Below are 18,257 nucleotides of genomic sequence, written 5' to 3'. Positions count from 1 at the left end.
GCTTTCAGGAAGTCCGCCACTCTGGCAGGCCGTGGAAAGTAGTCGCCTCAGCAACCAATGTCAACAACCAATCAGCGTCTCGGTGAGGCGGCTTTTACGGGTACACCCCAGCACTGTCAAACCCTCCGAACGAGAAAAAACGCATTCCGCGTGAATCTCTTATTCCGCCCCCCGGATGTCGGCCGCCAGCGCCGCGGTCCGCACCGGGTCCGCATCCCAGGCGAACATGAAGCGCGCCCCACCCCCGATGAAAGTGTAGAAGCGCCAGCCCTTCGCCCGCAGCCGTTCCTGCACCTCGGGCGCCAGGCGCAAGAACACGGCATTGGCCTCGACCGGGAACATCAGCTCCACCCCCGGGATGCCCTCCACCAGCGCCGCGAAATCCCGCGCGGCGGCATTGGCGTGGGCCGCGTGGCGCAGCCAGGCCCCGCTCTCCAGCATCCGCACCCAGGGCGCGGCCAGGAACCGCATCTTGGACGCCAGCTGCCCCGCCTGCTTGCAGCGATAGTCGAAATCCTCCGCCAGCTCCCGCCGGAAGAACAGGATCGCCTCCCCCACCGCCATGCCGTTCTTGGTGCCGCCGAAGCACAGCACATCCACCCCCGCCCGCCAGCTCATCTCGGCGGGCGAGCACCCCAGGCTGGCGCAGGCATTGGCGAAGCGCGCGCCGTCCATGTGCAGGGCCAACCCATGCTCCCGGCAGGTGGCGGAGATCGCGCGGATCTCCTCCAGGCTATACAGCCGCCCCGTCTCGGTCGGCTGGGTGATGGTGACGACGCGGGGCTTGGGGAAATGGATATCCCCCCGCCCGGTGACGAAGCCGCGGATCAGCTCCGGCGTCAGCTTGCCATCCGGCGAACGCGCGGCCAGCAGCTTCGACCCGTTGGAGAAGAACTCCGGCGCGCCGCATTCATCGGTTTCCACATGCGCGGCGTCGGAGCAGATGACGCTGTGATAGCTTTGGCACAGCGCCGCCAGCGCCAGGGAATTGGCCGCCGTGCCGTTGAAGGCGAAGAACACCTCGCAATCCGTGCCGAACAGCCCCCGGAACGCGTCAGAGGCCCGCTGCGTCCATTCATCGTCGCCATAGGCGGGGTGATGGCCCGCATTGGCCTCGGCCATCGCGGCCCAGGCCTCGGGGCAGATGCCGGCGTAATTGTCGCTGGCGAACTGGTGTGCGGTCATGGCGGCAGCCCTTCACGTCAGGTGTCCAGGCACCCCGGGGCGAACTGACATGCGGCTGAGCCCGATGGTTGCCGGTCTGGCCACATCTCCCGACCCGAAGGCCAGGACGCCACCTTGCCCGGGAGAGCAGGTTGGCGTTGAGCGTCAGCTCAACTCTGGATGCTGGGGCTGCTGTAGCGTGGCGGCGGGCGGGGCGGCAAGGGGGGTTCCCTACCGCCCGGGCAGGCCCTGGAAGAAGTCCCAGACCATGGCGCTCGCACCCTCCGGCCAGCCATGGCCTTCGCGTGCCAGGCTGACGAAGCGCACCGGGCAGCCCGCCGCGCCTTCGACCGTCACGCCATCCCGGCTGGTGGTCATCGGCGCGCCCGCGCAGCCATCGGCCCGGCGCCAGAATTCCACCGCCTGGCGCACTGGCAGAAAGGGGCGCGTCTGCGCGCGCGCCACGAGCGGGTTCGGGCTGATCCCGCCGCCATAGGCCACGGAGCGGTCCTGCTCGCCATGGATGATCAGCATGGGCACGGGGGCGCGCGGCACGGGTTCGTCGCCGAACATGGCACCCGCCACCACCGCCGCCCCGGCCAGCCGCCCGCCCAGCGCGATGGCCACGCGGTGCGTCAGCATGCCGCCATTGGACAGCCCGGCGACGAAGACCCGGCGCGGATCGACCGGGGCCTGGCGCGCGGCATCCGCGATCACGGCGGCGATGAAGCCCACATCGTCCACGCCCCGGGCCTGGGCCTCTCCGCAGCAGCCGCCGGCGTTCCAGGTGCCCCGGCGCGGCAGGCGGCCGATGCCGTTGGGCGCGGCCAGGATGAAGCCCCCGGCCCGGGCGGTGGCCGCCCAGCGCTCCAGCATGATGCCCGCATTGCCGCCGCCGCCATGCAGCACGACCACCAGCGGCGCCGGGGCCGTGCCGCGATGGGCGTCGAGCAGCAGGTAGTCGCGGTCGCCCAGGCGGTGCGCCACGGCCTCCCGCGCCTGCGGGCGCGGTGCCGCGCAGGCACCGAGCAGCAGCAGCAGGGCCAGGGCACGCAGGGTGTTCATGCGGGCAAGGCCCTCACCCCGCCTTCCCCATGCCGCCGCCGCCCGGCATTTCCACCACCAGCCGGTCGCCGGCCGGGATCACCTGCATCCCCTTGGCCTTCAGCGCCGTGCCGCTGCCCAGCCGCACCACGCCGCGCGCGCCGTCCTCGCCGCCATGCCGCCCGCGCGCCGGATAGGTCACGCGCTCGAAGGTGGCGAAGATGGCGAAGGCCTCGCCATGGCGGTGCGCCACCTCCATCACCTGGCCGTCGCCGCCGCGCCACTGCCCGGCCCCGCCGGAGCCATCGCGCAGCGCCTTCTTCCACACCACCAGCGGCGCCACGGTCTCCGTCACCTCCACCGGCACGTTCTTGACGCCGGAGGGGAAGGGCGTGGCCGCCAGCCCGTGCTGGTGCGGCCGCGCCCCGGCGCCGCCGGAATGGAACATCACCACCATGAAGGGCTGCTTCGTGGGACCCGTCAGCCCCTGGCCCGCGCCCAGCTTCAGGTTCCACAGATTGCTGGTGCCCTCGGCCGGCACGCGGCCCGGCAGGGCTTGGTCCAGGGCGCCGTACACCACGTCCGGCAGCATGTGGCCCATGGTGCTGCGGGCGTTCACGGCGGCCGGGAATTGCGCGTTCAGGATGCTGCCCTCGGGCGCCTTCACGCGGATCACCTCCAGGCTGCCATGGTTGTTCGGCACCTCCGGCCCCACGATGCAGCGGATGCCGAAGGCGGTGTAGGCATCGGTGTAGCAATAGGGGCAGTTGATGCCGAAGGCGGATTGCGCCGAGGTGCCGTCGTAATCCACCTCGATGTGGTCGCCCGCGATCGTCAGCTTCGCATGCAGGTCGATCGGCGCCTCCATGCCGTCGATGCGCATGTGGCTGGTCCAGCTGCCGCGCGGCAGCTTCGCGATCTCGGCCACCATCGCGGCGCGGCTGCGCTCGATGATGTGCTCGCCCAGCATCTCCAGATCGTCCAGCCCGTTCTCGGCCAGCATGTCGGACAGGCGGCGCTCGCCGGTCTCGTTGCAGGCCATCAGGGCATAGATGTCGCCCTCCACCTGCACCGGCTCACGCACATTGGCGCGCACCAGGTCCATCAGCCATTCATCCACCACGCCCTGGCGGGCGACGGGCATGATCGGCAGGCGCAGCCCCTCCTGGTACACCTGCTTGGCATCCGACGACATGCCGATGCCGCCGATATCCACCACATGCACGGTGCAGGAGAACAGGCCCACCAGCTTGCCCTTGTGGAAAGCCGGCGAGGTGACGACGACATCGTACAGATGCCCCGTGCCCATCCAGGGATCGTTGGTGAAGTAGTGGTCGCCCGGCTTCATCGTCTCGGCCGGGATGCGGTCCAGGAAGTGCTTCACGCTGCGGGCCATGCTGTTCACATGGCCCGGCGTGCCGGTCACGGCCTGGGCCAGCATGCGGCCCTGCACGTCGAACACGCCGGCCGAGATATCCCCCGCCTCACGCGCGCTGGTCGAGAAGGCGGTGCGGACCAGGGTGCGGCCCTGTTCCTCGACGACGGAGAGCAGGCGGTTCCACATCACCTGCAGGCGGATGTCGTTCATGGCGTGTACTCCAGCAGGATCTGGCCCGCGGCGTTGATGCCGGCCACCCAGCCGGCGGGCACCACGGTGGTGGTTTCGTCCTCGACGATCAGCGCGGGGCCGGTCACCTGGGTGCCGGGCAGCAGGCTGGCGCGGGGCAGCACGGCGGCCTCACGGGTGCTGCCATCGGCGGGGTCCGTCAGCGGGCGCAGCGCCAGCGGCGCGGGGGCCGGCAGGGCGGGCACGGGGGCCAGCACCTCGGGCTCCGGCACCGGCTCACTGAGGGAGAGCGCCCAGGTCATCACCTCCGCCTGCAGGCCCGGGATGGCGCGGCCGAACACGCCGCGATAGGCCTCGACGAAATCGGCATACAGGCTCTCGGCGGTGGAGCCGGGGGCGACCGTCACGCTGATCTCATGGCCCTGGCCGCGATAGCGCATGAAGGCGGTGCGGGTTTCCAGCAAGGCGCCGCCGGGGCTGGCCTGGCGGACCACCGCCTCGGCCTCCGCGCGCATCTCGGTGAACATGGCGTCCAGCACGGCGGCGTCCAGCGCGGCCAGGCGCATGTAGCGGGTGCGCACCACCTCGAACCCGATCGGCGCCGCCAGGAAGCCGAAGGCCGAACCCACCCCGGCACCCTTCGGCACCAGCACGCGATGGATGCCGAGCTTCTGGGCCAGCCGCGCGGCATGCAGGGGCGCGGCACCGCCGAAGGCGATCATGGTGCGCCCGGCCGTGTCCTCGCCATTCTCCACCGCGTGCACGCGGGCGGCGCTGGCCATCGTCTCGTCCACGATCTCGGCAATGCCCACCGCGCCCTCGGCGCCCAGCGGGGCCATGGCGGCGGCGGCGCGGTCCTCATGCAGGGGTATGCGGCCGCCGGCGAAGCGCGCGGGGTCCAGGCGCCCCAACAGCAAGTCGGCGTCGGTCACGGTCGGTGCCTCGCCGCCCAGCCCGTAGCAGGCGGGGCCGGGGGCGCTGCCGGAACTGTCCGGGCCCACCTGGATGCGACCCAGCGCATCGCGCCGCGCGATGGAGCCGCCGCCCGCGCCGATCTCCACCAGCTCGATCACGGGGATGCGGATGGGCAGGCCGCTGCCCTGCACGAAGCGATAGGCGCGCGCCACCTCGAAGCTGCGGGCCATGTGGAAGCGGCCCTTCTCGATCAGGGTCAGCTTCGCGGTGGTGCCGCCCATGTCGAAGGCCAGCACCTTCTCCAGCGCGTTCTGGGCCGCTACCTGGCGCGCCAGGATGGCGCCGCCCGCGGGCCCGCTCTCGACCAGGCGCACGGGGTACAGCCGCGCGGCCTCCACCGTGCACAACCCGCCGGAGGACATCATCATCAGCACCGGCGCGCCCACGCCGAAGCTGGCGAGGCCCTGTTGCAGCCGCGCCAGATAGGTGTCCATCAAGGGCCGGACATAGGCATTGGCGATGGTGGTGCTGGCGCGGTCGTATTCCCGCACCTCCGGGCACACGTCGCAGGACAGCGAGATGGACAGGCCCGGCAGTTTCGCGGCCAGGATCTCGCCCGCGCGGCGCTCATGCGCGTCATTGGTGAAGGAGTGCAGGAAGCAGATCGCCACCGCCTCGATCTGCTTCGCCTTCAGGGTCTCGGCGATCGCGTCCAGCGCGGCCTCGTCCATCGGCAGCAGGATCTCGCCGTCGGCGGCCACGCGCTCGGGCACTTCCAGGCGCAGGGCGCGGGGCACCAGGGGGGCCGGGCGCTCCATATAGATGTCGTACTGCGCGAAGCGGTGCTCATAGGCGATTTCCACGCTGTCGCGGAAACCCTGGGTGGTGATGAGGGCGGTGCGCGCGCCCTTGCGCTCGATCAGGGCGTTGGTGGCCAGCGTGGTGCCGTGCAGCACCAGCTCCACCGCGCCGGGGGAAACGCCCGCCTTGGCCAGCAGCTGTTCCGTGCCTTCCAGCACCGCGCGCTCAGGCGCGTCGGGGCTGGTCAGCAGCTTGTGGGAATGAGTGCCGGAGGGGGTCTCCAGCACCAGGTCGGTGAAGGTGCCGCCGATATCGACGGCCAGGCGGGTGCGCATGCGGGGTCTCGCTGATAATTTGAAGAATTACCTTCTTTTTCTGAAGAAAAAGAAGCAAAAAGACTTTTCGAGTTTGCCGGAAGCTAAGGCGTCACTTCAATTCCAGAGCCACACAAATTGACAAAAGTTTTTTGGTTCTTTTTTCCAAAAAAGAACATCAATCACCTATACGGATATTTCCGGCCGTCACCACGCGACCCCAGGTCACGCTGTCCTGCCGGAGGAATTCGAGATAGGCGGTGCGCTCCATGGTCGCCGGGTGCAGCCCGGCCTCGTCGAAGCGGCGCTTCGTCGCGGGGTCGTCCATCACCTTGCGGATGGCGGCGTTCAGCCGGTCCAGGATGGCGTCCGGCGTGCCGGCGGGGGCGGCCAGCCCGTACCAGTTCTCGCTGACATAGCCGGGCACGGCCTCCGCCACCGCGGGCGCGTTGGGCAGCAGGGGCCAGCGCTCCGGCGAGGTGACGGCCATCGCCCGCGCCTGGCCGTTGTTGACGATGCCCAGCGTCGCGGGGTCCCCGTAATAGACATCGACGATGCCGGCCACGAGGTCGTTCAGCGCGGGGCCAGTGCCGCGATAGGGCACATGTTCGATGGAAACGCCGGCCATCTGGTTGAACAGCTCGCCGGTCAGATGCTGGCTGGTGCCGGGGCCGCCGCTGGCGTAGCGCAGGCCGCCGCGCTTCGCGAGGTCGATGAACTCCGGCAGGGTCTGGGCGGGCAGGGTGTTCCGCACGGCCATGATGAAGGGCATGCGCACCAGCCGGGTGATGTGGCCGAGGCCCAGCGCATCATAGGGCAGGCGGCGCAGATGCGGCCCGGCGGTGATGGTGCCCGCGCCGTCCAGCGACAGGGTGTAGCCATCGGGCGGGGTGCGGGACATCGCCTCCACCCCGATCACGCCGCCGGCGCCGCCACGGTTTTCCACCACCACGGTCTGGCCCAGCTCATGGCCCAGCGGTTCGGCCAGCAGGCGCGCGGTCAGGTCCACGCCGCCGCCGGGCGGGAAGGGGACGATCAGGCGGATGGGGCGGCTGGGCCAAACCTGGGCGTGCGCCAAGCCCGGCAGGGCGAGCAGCGGGATGGCCCATGGGGCGGCAAGCGCGGTGCGGCGCTTCAGGGGGGGCCTGGTCATCGTTTGATTTTCCTCTGCGGGAACGGCACGCATGGCAACATGGAACAATGTTCCACGTTTTGCAACGCACCCCGAGGAGGAGATGGAACGGCCAGATGGCTCACTGGAACACTTCACCGCCCACGGCCGATCCGTCCACAATAGCAACATGAGCGATATCAGCCAGAACCAGTCCCTGCAGCGCGGCCTGACCATCCTGTCCGAATTGTCGGAGGCAGCACCCCTGGGCGTGCGGGACCTGGCGCGGCGGTCCGGCCTGGCGCCGGCCATCGCGCAGCGCCTGATCAACACCATGGCGCATGAGGGCTGGCTGGAACAGGAACAGGCCAGCCGCCGCTATCGGCTGGGGCCGAAGCTGATGGCCATCGCGGCGAGGCTGGACGTGCGCGACCGCATGACGGAGGCCGCGGCCCGCGCCTTCGCGCCCATGGCGGCGCGGGGGCTGAATTCCTATCTGGGCGCGCTGCGCGGGGACCGCGCGCTGTACATGGTCACGCTGCAATCGAACGGGCCGATCGGCATCCGCTCCGCGCCCGGGGATCTGGGCTGGCTGCATTCCACGGCCATGGGCAAATGCCTGCTGGCGGGCTTGAGCGACGAGGCGGCGCTGGCCCTGCTGGGCCCGGGCCCGCTGCACCCCGTGACGCCGTATACCCTGACCGACCCGGCGGCGGTGGTGGCGCAGCTGCCGGGCATCCGCGCCCAAGGCTATGCGATGATCGAAGGCGAGAACCTGCCGGGCGTGACCAGCATCGGCGCGCCGGTGAAGGATGCGGCCGGGGTGACGGTGGCGGCGATCTCCATCGCGTGGATTCCGGCGGCGGCGCCGGGGCAGTCGGTGGAGGAAGCGACGGAGACGGTGCGGGCGGCGGCGCGGGCGGTGTCGCAGGCGATCGGGGGGGAGGGGTAGGTTACAGCAGGGCCGGCACCGGTTGGGGGGCGTGCGCGGCGGGCTGCAACGGGCGGGCACCGCAGGCCGCCAGGAAATCGGCGATCGCGTCCATCTCGGCGGGTGGGCGCGTGGGGTCGGCGGGGTCTCCGGGTGGCACCCAGATGATGGTCTCGGCCCGGGCGCGGGTCAGCAGCACGCGATAGGTGTTGCGGACGAAGTGGAATTCCTTGCGGTCGGCCTGCCAGGCGGTGCCGATGAAGCGGCGGGCCGCCCATGCGCCCCGCGTGCGGAGAAAATCCCCACCCCAGGCCAGCCCGGCCAGATCCAGTTCCAGCCCCTGACAGGCATATTCGGTGGCTGCGGCCTCCAGCGCGTCCGACGCCCGGACATCCGGCCAGCGCATCAGGAACCAGTTCGGCACCTCATCGGCGGAGACTTCGGCGGCCAGCCCCTCTGCCCGCAGGCGCTTCGCGCCGGAGCTGCGCAGCAGCCCCGCCCGCCGCGTGCCCCTGGCGGCGGCGCGCAGGCTGTGGCGCATCGCGTCCAGGCTGCGGGTCAGGAAGAAGGGCTGCTCGCCCATCGCCCGGGCCTCGGCGGCCTCGCCGCGCAGCACGGCATCCACCCAGGCGGCCGTCGCCTCGCTGCGCAGGGAGCGGATGGGGATGGTCAGCGCCAGATCCGGGTTTTCCCGCAGCCAGGGTGCGGAGGGCAGCGCGCCGGGCGCTGCCAATGCCCGCCAACCGAAGCGCGGGATCACTTGGCCCCATTCCTGCACCCCGGCCTCACCGGTGTTGATCTCCTGCCCCTGGCCGATCAGCGCCACCACCACCGCCCAGCCGGGGCGGCGGGACATGATCTCCAGGCAATGGGCCGGCTCACTCATGCTGAGGCGTGAGGGGCGGTTCTGGCTGCCGCGGATGGCCTTGGCCTCGTCCCAGGCGCGCTGCGCCTCGTCGAACACGATGACGCGCTCGGGCGGAAAGCCTGTGCCGCCGGCACCATCCTCCAGAAAGCGATGAACGTTCTGCAGCGCGGTTTTCACACGGCGCTCGGCCTCGGCGCGGGGGAGTTTCTCGCGGCCGATCGCGTCCTGTGCCAGCGCCGCGCGCAGCACGGCGACCAGGGGCATATTGCCGGTCAGGAAGGCCGCGCCATCGGCACGCGCCGCGCCGAACACCGTGTTCAGCCCGCACAGCGTCTTGCCCGCACCCGGTACGCCGGTGACGAAGATCACCACCCGCTCGCCCGACTGGCGCGCGGCCTCGATGCCGTCCGCAATAGCCTGGCTGGTGCGCGTCAGGCTGGCGCGGTCGGCGCCGGCGGCGGCGATCTCGGCCACGCCATGGCGGGCGAACAGCATCGTCGCTGCCTCAATGATCTGCGGCACGGGGCGATAGGGGGCGGCGAGCCAGGCCGCGCCATCCAGCGGCTTCGGCAGGGCCTGGCGCTGGATATGGGCAATGGTGTCGGCCAGCTGCGCCGGGATGCAGGGAATGGGCTGCCACACCGCATCCAGCAGCAGGCTGGGCTGTGGCAGCGGAAAGGGCGCACCGCCCGTGACCAGGATGGGCACGATGGGGTGCGTGCGGCTGCCGGCATGGAAGTCGCGCAGGTCCAGCGCGTAATCCTCGGCCTCGGCCAGGGCGGCGGGGCTGCGGTCGTTGAGTTTGAATTCCAGGCAGAGGATGGCGCGGTCGGTCAGGATCACCGCGTCGATGCGCTTTTCCAGCCGCAGCAGATCGTATTCCAGCGCGATGTGCCAATCGGCGCAGTCATGCTGGGCCAGCGCGGCGCAGAGGGTGACGACCTGCGAGCGCCAGGCGGCCTCCTGCTCCGGCGAACCCGAAAACCCCCGCCCCTGCTGCGCCGAGGCCAACCGCCCCACCACATCCGCCGGATCGCGCGCCAACAATTCCGCGCCGGTGCAGGCGAACCAGGCCCTCACGCGCGCCCCGCCCCCCGCCGCGGCCAGGTCGCCAACAGCACGCTCACCCCCATCAACCCGAACCCCACCACATGCACGCTGGAAAACCGCTCCCCCAGCACCGCCACCGCCGTCACCGCGGCACTCGCGGGCAGCAGCGCGGTGAACACCCCCGCCACCCCGGCCGGCACCCGCCGCAACCCCCGGTACCACAGCACCAGGCACGCCACGCTGGCCGTCAGGCTATGGAACACCAGCAGCCCGCCCAGCCGCGGTTCCATCAGCCGCGCCACCGCCCCGTAATCCGGCAGGGCGAACGGCAGCAGCACCGCCGCCGAGAACACCTGCATCCAGAAACTGGCCGTATACACCCCCGCCTGCCCGGCCACGCGCTTGGCCAGCAGCACGTACACCGCCTCTCCCACCACGCCGCAGAAGATCAGCGCATTGCCCAGCGCGCTGCCCGCGCCCCCTGCTCCGCCCAGCCGCGCCAGCGTGATCGCGGCCATGCCGAGGCCCGCCAGCCCCGCCGCGATCCATTGCCGCGCGCTCAACCTCTCGCGCAGCCACAGGAAACTGCCCAGCGCCACCACCGCCGGGATGGTCGCCAGCACCAGCCCGCCCTCCAGCGCGCTGGTCAGGCGCAGCCCGGCCAGCAGCCCGGCATTGTACAGCGCCGTGCCGAACACCGCCTGCCAGAACAAATTGCCCATCACGGCGCGCGGCAGGCGCGGCAGCCCCTCGATCCCGCGCGCCAGCGGCCACAGCACCACAAAGGCCAGCACGCAGCGCAGATGCGCGATCAGCGCGATCGGCAAGGCCTCGCTGAGGATCTTCGCCACGCCCACATTGGCGCCCACCAGCGCCATGGCCAGCGCCAGTTGCAGATAGGCGGTCACTCGGCCTTGAAGGGCGACAGGGTGGCCAGCTCGCACATATGCGCGCGGATGACCGGGCGCTCCTGCTCCAGGAACTGCGCCACTGCGCGACGCAGGCCGGGGTGGGCGATGGCATGGGCGGAATAGGTCTCGACCGGCAGATAGCCGCGCTGGATCTTGTGCTCGCCCTGCGCGCCGGCCTCCACGCGCGGCACCTGGTGCGCGATGGCGAAATCCATGGCCTGGTAATAACACAGCTCGAAATGCAGGAAGGGAATTTCTTCCTTGGCACCCCAGTTGCGGCCATGCAGCGCGTCCGGCCCCAGCAAGTTCAGCGCGGCGGCCACCGGCTCCGTGCCGCGGAACGCCACCATCAGCACCACGGCATCGCCCAGGCGCTCACCCAGCAGCGGCCAGAAGCCGGGCTGGATATAGGCCGTGCCCCAGCGCTTATCGACCGTCGCGCGATAGAAGCCGTGAAAGGCCTTCCACAGCGCGGGCGTGATCTCCGCCCCGCGCAGCGTGCGGAATTCCAGCCCGGCCGATTGCGCATCCCGCCGCTCGCGCTTGATCTGCTTGCGCTTGCGGCTGGCCATGGGGGCCAGCGCGTCATCGAAGCTGGCATAGCCCGGATTGGCCCAATGGAATTGCGTGCCGATCCGCGCCAGCCACCCCTGCTGCGCCAGCACCGCCTGTTCGGCCTCCGTGCAGAAGGTGACATGGACCGAGGAACAGCCGAGCTGCTCCATCGCATCCGTCAGCCCCTGGGCCAGGGCCGGCAGGGCGTGCGGCACGTCGGGGGCGGCCAGCAGGCGCGGCCCGGGCACCGGGCTGAAGGGCGAGGCCACCTGCAATTTCGGATAGTAATCCCCGCCCGCGCGCTCGAAGGCCTGGGCCCAGCCATGGTCGAACACGTATTCGCCATAGGAATGGCCCTTGGCATAGCACGGCGCCACCGCCACCAGCCGGCCCGCCGCGTCCCGCAGGGCGGCGTGTTGCGGCAGCCAGCCGGTGCGCTTGCCCACGCTGCCGCTATCCTCCAGCGCCGCCAGGAATTCGTGCCGCACGAAGGGGTTGCCGCCCGCCAGCGCATTCCATTCGCCCGGGGGGATATCGCCGATGTGCTGGTGCAGGGAAAAGGTGAATTCGGGCGCTGACATCTCAGGCAGATGCGCGCGGAATCAAGGGTTTCAACACCGGCGGGGAGGAAAGATCGGGCGGCACCGCGCCATCCTGCGCGTGGGTGCGCGCTATCGCAACAGCCCCCGTTCGGGTGCCACCGCCTCGCTGCCCGGGAAGGCCTTGGCCACCGCGGCGTCCGACAGGCCCAGATGCTGGCCCAGCAGCGCCTTGGCCACGGCGCGCAGGTCGCGCGTCGGTGCCAGGTCCCGGTTCTCGAACAGCTCCGCCAGGCCGGGCCAGTTGGCCAGCACGCGCCCGCCGCGCACGGCGCCACCCAGCACCAGCGCCACGCCACCCGTGCCGTGGTCGGTGCCGTTGGTGCCATTCACCCGGGCGGTGCGGCCGAATTCCGTCATCACCAGCACCGCCGTGCGGGCCCAGGCCTCGCCAAGCCCCTGGCGCAACGCATCCAGCCCCGCATCCAACTCCGCCAGGCGCGGCGGCAGCATGTTGGCCTGGGATACATGGGTGTCCCAGCCGCCCAGTTCCATCGCCGCCACGCGCGGGCCCTCAGGCGCGGCCAACAGCCGCCCGCCCGCCCCGGCCAGGGCGGCGAAATTGTTATCCGCCCCCGGTACCGGCGCCAGGCCACCCAGCACCTCGGCCGAGAAACCGCGCGCGCGCAGCCCCTCCGCGAAGGCCGGGCCCAGCACCGGGTCCGCCGCGTTCAACCGTGCCAGTGTGGCCAGGATCTCCGCCGAGGGCGGACGGGTGCCTGGAATGGCATGGGCGCCCACCGGCACCGGCCCACGCAGCAGCAGCGGCACCTCCACCCCCAGCGACAGCCCGGTGCGGGCGCGATGCGCCTCCGGCAGCGCCTCCAGCGCGCGGTTCAACCAGCCGGAGGACATACGATGATCCGTCCCGCTCTCCAGGCTGTCCTGCGCGTCGAAATGGCTGCGGCTGCGGGTGGCGCCGGCCACGGCATGCAGCACCACGGCTTCATTGGCCGCATAGATCGCGGCCAGCTTCGGCATGGCCGGATGCAGACCAAAGAAGCCGCCCAGATCGAACAGCCCGCCCTGGCGGCCCGGCTCCGGCAACGCCAGCGGGCCGCGCAACCCGGCCAGGGCAGAGTCGCCATAGGGCTGCACGCCCGCCAGCCCATCCAGCGCCCCGCGCAGGATCACGACCACCAGCCGGGCATCCCCCGGCACATCGGCCAACGCCATGCGGGCGCGGCCGAACATCATCGCGCCGGAAAGCCCCAGCAGCGTGGCACGGCGGGTCAGGAGGGGAAGGTGTCTCATCGGCGCTGGAACTCCGGGCAGCTCAGCAGCAGTGTCACCGCATCCCGCGCCGAGGGTGCGCGGCGGATGGCCTGGGCGCTTTCGGCACCCAGCAGCGGGCCCAGCACGGCCTCGGCCAGGGGCACCGGCTCCAGCCCTCGCTGCACGCCCTGGGCGGCCACACCCTGCACCCAGTCCACCCGGCGCATCAGCTGTTCCGGCACCGCCCAGGAGGGAGCGTCGTCCGGGTAGCCATTGGGCATCTGCGCCGCCCAGATCGGCTGGCCGAGCTGTTCCATGGCGCCCACCGCGTTAGGGATGGCAGCCATACCGGCCCCCACTGCGCGCAGCGCGGCGATGACATAGTCCCAAGGGCTGCGCAGCTTGGACAGCGGCTGGGCCCAGGCGTCCGGCAGGGCCACCAGCGCGCGGGCGGCGGCGGCCAGATCCCCCCCGCTGCGCTCCAGCGCCGCCTGGACGCGCGCCACCGCACGCGGCGGGGGCACATCGGCCACGAAATGCCGCACCAGCTTTTCCGCCAGGAAACGGTGACAGGCGGGCTGATGCGCCAGCATGCGCAGGGCTGCGATGCCGCCCCCCTCGCCTTCCGGGATGCGCTGGCCGAGCAGCGTCTTCTCGCCCGGCTGATGGTTGCCGGGGCGGAACATGAAGCCATCAGGCTCCGCCCCGCCGCGCCCCACGGACCAGCCGGTCAGCACCTTGGCGAATTCCGTCACATCCGCCTGGGTGTAGCCACCGCGCGATGACAGGGTGTGCAGCTCCAGCACCTCCCGCGCCAGGTTCTCGTTCATTCCACGGTGATGGCGCATGCCTGACGGGCTGTTGGCGCCCATCGAGCTCTGATTGTCCAGATAGATCAGCATGGCCGGATGCCGCACCACCGCCAGCAGCAAGTCCTCGAACCGGCCAAAGATGTTGGGGTGGATCGCTTCACGCAGGAAATGGCCGATCAGCGAGGTGGTCTGGCCACGCCTGCGGCTGATGGTGAAGTGGTTCAGCCAGAATTGCGCCAGACGTTCCGCGAAGGGCGCCTCGGTGGTCACAGCCTCAACGACGCTGGCCAGAGCCTCCGTCCGCAGCAGCAAAGAGGGGCGCAGACCACCCTCCTCCGGCGGCCGGCCGGCCACGCGCAGCACGGCCATGCACTCGCTCAGCGGCGGGCCCGGCGGGGCCGCGGTGGGGCGGATCTGGCCCAGCAGCCATCCCTCGGGATCGGCGGGCAGAACCTCATCCGCCCGAGGGCCCAGACCAAAACGGATGGCGGCGATATGGGTGCGCGATGCCATGGCCCGAACCTAGCACCCCGCTCGGAAGCCAGCGGTAAAGAACTGTGGCGCCGTTCCGGTCCCGGATCAGGCCTTCTTTTCCCAGCCCTTCGGGCCCTGCTGCCAATAGGCCAGCGTGTGCCCCGCCGCCTTGTCCGCGCGCCAACGGTTCCGCGCCGCCTGCACGCTGGCCTCGTCATTGCCGTCGAACAGGTCGAACACCCGGTCGTACTGGTCCAGATGCGCGCTCTCGGCACCTTCGAGCAGGAACAGGTGGCGCGCGCCGTTGGGGGCGGGCGTGTCCTCGGTCGTGATCCAGATCGGCTGCAGGTCGGCGTTGCCGCCAGCGGGCGTGCCATGCGGCAGCCAGTCGGGGTCCTGGCTCAGCCACAGCGTATCGTCCAGGTGCTTCACGCGCTCCGCACTCGCGCACAGCAGCATGGCGCGGGCGGGCAGCGACAGCACCCGGCCCAGCAGCTTCGGCAGCGCCTGCTCCGGGCTGCTGCGCGTCAGGTGATAGAATCCGATCTCCGCCATGAGCCTTCCATGCCCAGGAAACAGGCAATGCGGGGTGCCGCCCCTTCCCTTACGCCAATTTTTCCGTGGCGCGCAGCCCCACGGTCTTGTCACCATCCGTCCATGAAAAGACGCGCCCTGCTCGCCAGCACGCTGGCTGCCCCCGCCCTCCTCCGACGGGCCGAGGCCCAAGGTGGCCGAACGCTGACCATCGGCATCGGCGGCGCCTTTTCCTCGATGGACCCGCATTACCACGACCTGTCGCCCAACCACGCGGTGACCCAGCACATCTTCGAACCGCTGATCACCACCGACGCGGACGGCAACCCCATCCCGTGCCTGGCCACCGGCTGGCAGTCGCTGGAGCCCACCCTGTGGGAAATCAAGCTGCGCCCCAACGTCACCTGGCATGACGGCACGCCCTTCACGGCGGACGACGTGGTGTTCACCTTGCAACGCGCCCCCGCAGTGCCGAACAGCCCGGCCAGCATGGGCCAGTACATCCGCCCCATCGCCCGCACGGAGGTGATGGACCCCCTGACCCTGCGCATCCACACCGAAACCCCGGTGCCGCTGATCCCGCGCCTGCTCAGCTCCTTCGTCATCGTCAGCCGCAAGAACGGGGAGGGGATGGAGACGCGCGACTACAATTCCGGCAAGGCGGCGGTCGGCACCGGCCCCTACCGCTTCGTCAGCTACACCCCCGGCGACCGCGCGGTGTTCGAGGCCAGCCCGACCTATTGGGGCGGCGTGGAGCCCTGGTCGCGCGTGGTCTACCGCATGATCCCGAACGACAGCGCCCGGGTCGCCGCCCTGCGCGCCGGCGACGTGGACGCGATCGACAATGTGCCCACGCGCGATGTCGCCGCCATGCGCCAGGTGCCCGGCATCACGGTGCAGACCAAGGTCGGCCAGCGGCTGATCTATCTGTATCTGGACGTGGGGCGCGAACGCAGCCCCTTCGTGACGGACCTGCGCGGCAACCCCATCCCCAACCCGATGCGCGACGTGCGGGTGCGCCGGGCCATGACCCATTCCATCAACCGCGAGGGCATCGCCCGGCAGCTGATGGAGGGCTTTTCCAAACCCACCGGCCAGCTGATGCCCGAGGGCGGGATGGGCTTCGACCCCACCATCCCGGTGCCGGCCTTCGACCCCGCCCTGGCGCGCCGCCTGCTGACCGAGGCCGGGGTGGGCGAGGGCTTCGCCATCACCCTGCACGGGCCCAACGACCGCTATGTGAACGATGCCGAGATCGCCCAGGCGCTGGCGCAGATGTGGACGCGCGTGGGCATCCGCACCACCGTGAACGCCATGCCCAGCAGCGTGTTCTTCCCGCGCACCCCGCGCGACGAGAACAGCATCGCGCTGACCGGCTGGTCCTCCAACACGGCGGAGCCCAACACCACCCTGATCAACCTGGTGGCCACCCCTATGCCGGAACGCGGCTGGGGTACGACGCGGCGCGCCAGCCATTATTCCAACCCCGAGACCGACGCGATCCTGGAACGCGCCTTCGCCACCATCGACCCCGGCCAGCGCGCGGAGCTGTACAAGGAGGCCACGCGCATCGGCATCATGCGCGACGTCGCCTCCATCCCGCTGCACCACCAGGTGAATGTCTGGGCCACGCGCAGCCACGTGACCTACGCACCGCGCATCTGGGAAAACACCCGCGCGATGGAGTTCAAGCCGGTCTGATGCCAGGGGCCCGCCTGTCCGCTGCGTTCGCTGGAGATACAGCGAACTTCGCGGGCAGGACACCAGGGCGTATAGCGTAAGGCAACCAAGGGGGGGCGGCCCGCGTTCCCCCAGGAACCTTGCGGAACCCGTCATGCGCCTGCCCGGCAACGAAAGCGACAACATCGAGGACCGGCGCGGCGGCGGCGGCAGGGGCGGCGTGATCGCCGGCGGGGGCATCGGCACCATCGCCATCGTGGTCGTCGCCCTGCTGCTGGGCGTGGACCCGCGGGAACTGTTCCAGGAAGGCGGGCTGATCGACCAGATCAACCAGCAGGAAGCCCCCGCGCGCCCGGCCGGCCCCGCCGCCGACGACGGCACCCGCCGCTTCGTCGCCCAGGTGCTGGCCACCACCGAGGAAAGCTGGGGCGGCCTGTTCCAGCAGGCCGGCCAGCGCTACCAGCCGCCGCGCCTGGTGCTGTTCTCGGGCCAGACATCCTCGGGCTGCGGGCAGGCCACGGCCACCATCGGCCCCTTCTACTGCCCCGAGGACCAGCGCGTTTACATCGACCTCGACTTCCTGTCCGCCATGCAGCGCCAGCTGAACGCGCCGGGGGATTTCGCCCGCGCCTATGTCATCGCGCATGAGGTGGGGCACCATGTGCAGCAGCAGCTGGGCATCATCCAGCGCGTGAACGCCGCCCGCAGCACGATGAACGAACGCGATTCCAACGCGCTGTCCGTGCGGCTGGAATTGCAGGCGGATTGCTTCGCGGGCGTCTGGGCCTATCGCACCCAACAGGTGCACCGCATCCTGGAAGACGGCGACGTGGAAAGCGGGTTGAATGCCGCGGCCTCGGTCGGCGACGACCGGCTGCAACGGCGCACCCAAGGCCAGGTGGTGCCGGAAAGCTTCACGCACGGCACCTCGGCACAACGCATGCGCTGGTTCCGGCAAGGGCTGGAACAAGGCGAGATCCGGGCCTGCGATACGTTCAACGGGAGGCTGTGAGCGAGAGGGCTCCGCCCCGCCCCAGCCCGAGGGGGCGCCGCCCCCTCGACCCCCGGCAAGGGGCCCTGCCCCTTGCATCCCCGCCAGGAGCCGAAAGGCCCCTGGACCCCAGGAGTTTGGTGCTGGTCCTGGGAAGGTGTTTCTCATTGAATTTTATCATGAAAAAGGCGCCTGACCTGCCAAGGTAAGGCGCCAATCCCATGGGTTCCAAGGGCCTTTCGGCCTTTGGCGGGGTGCCCGAGGGGCAGAGCCCCTCGGTCTTTTGTGCCCTTTGGGGGCAGAGCCCCTCGGCCTTTTTACGCCCTTGGGGGGCGACGCCCCTTACTTCAGCTTCAGCGCCGCCAGCTTCGCGAAGGGATTATCCTCCGCGGCCACGGCGGGCTTGTCCTGGTGGTACACGCGCGTCTCGGGCCCACCAGGGCCACGCTTCTCGCGGTCGTCGCGGAAGCGCGGGCGGTCGCCTTGCGGCCTGTCGCCACGCGGGCGGTCACCCTGGGGGCGGTCCCCGCGCGGCCGGTCGCCTTGCGGGCGATCCCCACGGGGGCGCTCACCTTGCGGACGATCGCCTTGCGGGCGGTCACCCTGAGGACGGTCGCCGCGCGGCGGGCCGCCCTGGCCTTCGCGGCGCGGGCCACGGGTGTCGCCTTCACGGCGGGGGCCACGCTCGGGGCGCGGGCCGCGGTCGGGGCGGGGCGCGGCG

14 protein-coding genes, 1 pseudogene and 1 riboswitch are annotated in these 18,257 nt (G+C 70.7%); of the genes and pseudogenes, 3 read left to right on the top strand and 12 right to left on the bottom strand.

The genetic code is table 11. The features are described 5' to 3' along the window. Positions 1-159: 159 nt before the first annotated feature. The 5 genes from GT007_RS20280 to GT007_RS20260 all read right to left on the bottom strand — a co-directional run bounded on the left by GT007_RS20280 (position 160) and on the right by GT007_RS20260 (position 6,958). Complete coding sequence (locus GT007_RS20280; protein ID WP_160123493.1) at positions 160-1,185, bottom strand: threonine aldolase family protein; 1,026 nt, start codon at positions 1,183-1,185, stop codon at positions 160-162. A gap of 54 nt (positions 1,186-1,239) precedes the next feature. Further along, positions 1,240-1,353: riboswitch (SAM-I-IV-variant riboswitch) on the bottom strand. A gap of 42 nt (positions 1,354-1,395) precedes the next feature. Beyond that, complete coding sequence (locus GT007_RS20275; RefSeq protein WP_160123492.1) at positions 1,396-2,229, bottom strand: CE1 family esterase; 834 nt, start codon at positions 2,227-2,229, stop codon at positions 1,396-1,398. A gap of 13 nt (positions 2,230-2,242) precedes the next feature. Next, complete coding sequence (locus GT007_RS20270) at positions 2,243-3,796, bottom strand: hydantoinase B/oxoprolinase family protein (RefSeq protein ID WP_160123491.1); 1,554 nt, start codon at positions 3,794-3,796, stop codon at positions 2,243-2,245. Continuing rightward, positions 3,793-5,826: a hydantoinase/oxoprolinase family protein gene (locus GT007_RS20265; RefSeq protein WP_160123490.1), complete on the bottom strand. Its 2,034-nt coding sequence runs from the start codon at positions 5,824-5,826 to the stop codon at positions 3,793-3,795. Before GT007_RS20265 ends, GT007_RS20270 begins: the two co-directional genes overlap by 4 nt. Before the next feature lie 157 nt (positions 5,827-5,983). Then, the gene (locus GT007_RS20260; protein WP_160123489.1) at positions 5,984-6,958 is read right to left on the bottom strand and encodes a Bug family tripartite tricarboxylate transporter substrate binding protein; all 975 of its coding nucleotides are present in this window, start codon (positions 6,956-6,958) and stop codon (positions 5,984-5,986) included. A 148-nt stretch (positions 6,959-7,106) separates the two neighbouring features. On the opposite strand from GT007_RS20260, the gene GT007_RS20255 reads away from it, so the two are divergent. Then, the gene (locus GT007_RS20255) at positions 7,107-7,868 is read left to right on the top strand and encodes an IclR family transcriptional regulator (protein WP_160123488.1); all 762 of its coding nucleotides are present in this window, start codon (positions 7,107-7,109) and stop codon (positions 7,866-7,868) included. 1 nt (position 7,869) lies between these two features. Here GT007_RS20255 and GT007_RS20250 read toward each other — a convergent pair whose 3' ends face one another. From GT007_RS20250 to GT007_RS20225, 6 genes are all read right to left on the bottom strand, one after another. Continuing rightward, positions 7,870-9,795 (bottom strand): DNA/RNA helicase domain-containing protein, encoded by a 1,926-nt coding sequence (locus GT007_RS20250; RefSeq protein ID WP_160123487.1) that lies wholly within the window; start codon positions 9,793-9,795, stop codon positions 7,870-7,872. Continuing rightward, positions 9,792-10,673, bottom strand: coding sequence for a DMT family transporter (locus GT007_RS20245; protein ID WP_236571781.1), 882 nt, complete (start codon positions 10,671-10,673; stop codon positions 9,792-9,794). The genes GT007_RS20250 and GT007_RS20245 overlap by 4 nt, the downstream gene beginning before the upstream one ends. Then, positions 10,670-11,812, bottom strand: coding sequence for a GNAT family N-acetyltransferase (locus tag GT007_RS20240; protein ID WP_160123486.1), 1,143 nt, complete (start codon positions 11,810-11,812; stop codon positions 10,670-10,672). The genes GT007_RS20245 and GT007_RS20240 overlap by 4 nt, the downstream gene beginning before the upstream one ends. A 90-nt stretch (positions 11,813-11,902) precedes the next feature. Further along, the gene (locus GT007_RS20235; protein ID WP_160123485.1) at positions 11,903-13,084 is read right to left on the bottom strand and encodes a DUF1501 domain-containing protein; all 1,182 of its coding nucleotides are present in this window, start codon (positions 13,082-13,084) and stop codon (positions 11,903-11,905) included. Further along, positions 13,081-14,370, bottom strand: coding sequence for a DUF1800 domain-containing protein (locus GT007_RS20230; protein WP_160123484.1), 1,290 nt, complete (start codon positions 14,368-14,370; stop codon positions 13,081-13,083). The genes GT007_RS20235 and GT007_RS20230 overlap by 4 nt, the downstream gene beginning before the upstream one ends. Positions 14,371-14,436: 66 nt before the next feature. Then, the gene (locus GT007_RS20225) at positions 14,437-14,886 is read right to left on the bottom strand and encodes a DNA polymerase III subunit chi (RefSeq protein WP_160123483.1); all 450 of its coding nucleotides are present in this window, start codon (positions 14,884-14,886) and stop codon (positions 14,437-14,439) included. A 102-nt stretch (positions 14,887-14,988) separates the two neighbouring features. Between GT007_RS20225 and GT007_RS20220 the strand changes: the two genes are divergently transcribed. Next, positions 14,989-16,566, top strand: a complete 1,578-nt coding sequence (locus GT007_RS20220) for an ABC transporter substrate-binding protein (RefSeq protein WP_160123482.1) — start codon at positions 14,989-14,991, stop codon at positions 16,564-16,566. A gap of 133 nt (positions 16,567-16,699) precedes the next feature. Beyond that, positions 16,700-17,557, top strand: a complete 858-nt coding sequence (ypfJ, locus tag GT007_RS20215) for a KPN_02809 family neutral zinc metallopeptidase (RefSeq protein ID WP_160123481.1) — start codon at positions 16,700-16,702, stop codon at positions 17,555-17,557. Positions 17,558-17,878: 321 nt separating this feature from the next. On the opposite strand, the pseudogene GT007_RS20210 reads toward ypfJ, so the two are convergent. Beyond that, positions 17,879-18,257: pseudogene (locus tag GT007_RS20210) on the bottom strand (hypothetical protein); the annotation flags it as partial.

Source organism: Rhodovarius lipocyclicus (genome assembly GCF_009900765.1).
In the GTDB taxonomy this organism is placed as follows: domain Bacteria; phylum Pseudomonadota; class Alphaproteobacteria; order Acetobacterales; family Acetobacteraceae; genus Rhodovarius; species Rhodovarius lipocyclicus.
This window is presented reverse-complemented; position numbering and strand designations above follow the sequence as displayed.

Coding starts and splice junctions, on each gene's coding strand:
- GT007_RS20280 (WP_160123493.1), bottom strand. CDS start 1,185: ATGACCGCACACCAGTTCGCCAGCGACAATTACGCCGGCATCTGCCCC.
- ypfJ (WP_160123481.1), top strand. CDS start 16,700: ATGCGCCTGCCCGGCAACGAAAGCGACAACATCGAGGACCGGCGCGGC.
- GT007_RS20255 (WP_160123488.1), top strand. CDS start 7,107: ATGAGCGATATCAGCCAGAACCAGTCCCTGCAGCGCGGCCTGACCATC.
- GT007_RS20220 (WP_160123482.1), top strand. CDS start 14,989: ATGAAAAGACGCGCCCTGCTCGCCAGCACGCTGGCTGCCCCCGCCCTC.
- GT007_RS20240 (WP_160123486.1), bottom strand. CDS start 11,812: ATGTCAGCGCCCGAATTCACCTTTTCCCTGCACCAGCACATCGGCGAT.
- GT007_RS20225 (WP_160123483.1), bottom strand. CDS start 14,886: ATGGCGGAGATCGGATTCTATCACCTGACGCGCAGCAGCCCGGAGCAG.
- GT007_RS20230 (WP_160123484.1), bottom strand. CDS start 14,370: ATGGCATCGCGCACCCATATCGCCGCCATCCGTTTTGGTCTGGGCCCT.
- GT007_RS20235 (WP_160123485.1), bottom strand. CDS start 13,084: ATGAGACACCTTCCCCTCCTGACCCGCCGTGCCACGCTGCTGGGGCTT.
- GT007_RS20260 (WP_160123489.1), bottom strand. CDS start 6,958: ATGACCAGGCCCCCCCTGAAGCGCCGCACCGCGCTTGCCGCCCCATGG.
- GT007_RS20270 (WP_160123491.1), bottom strand. CDS start 3,796: ATGAACGACATCCGCCTGCAGGTGATGTGGAACCGCCTGCTCTCCGTC.
- GT007_RS20265 (WP_160123490.1), bottom strand. CDS start 5,826: ATGCGCACCCGCCTGGCCGTCGATATCGGCGGCACCTTCACCGACCTG.
- GT007_RS20275 (WP_160123492.1), bottom strand. CDS start 2,229: ATGAACACCCTGCGTGCCCTGGCCCTGCTGCTGCTGCTCGGTGCCTGC.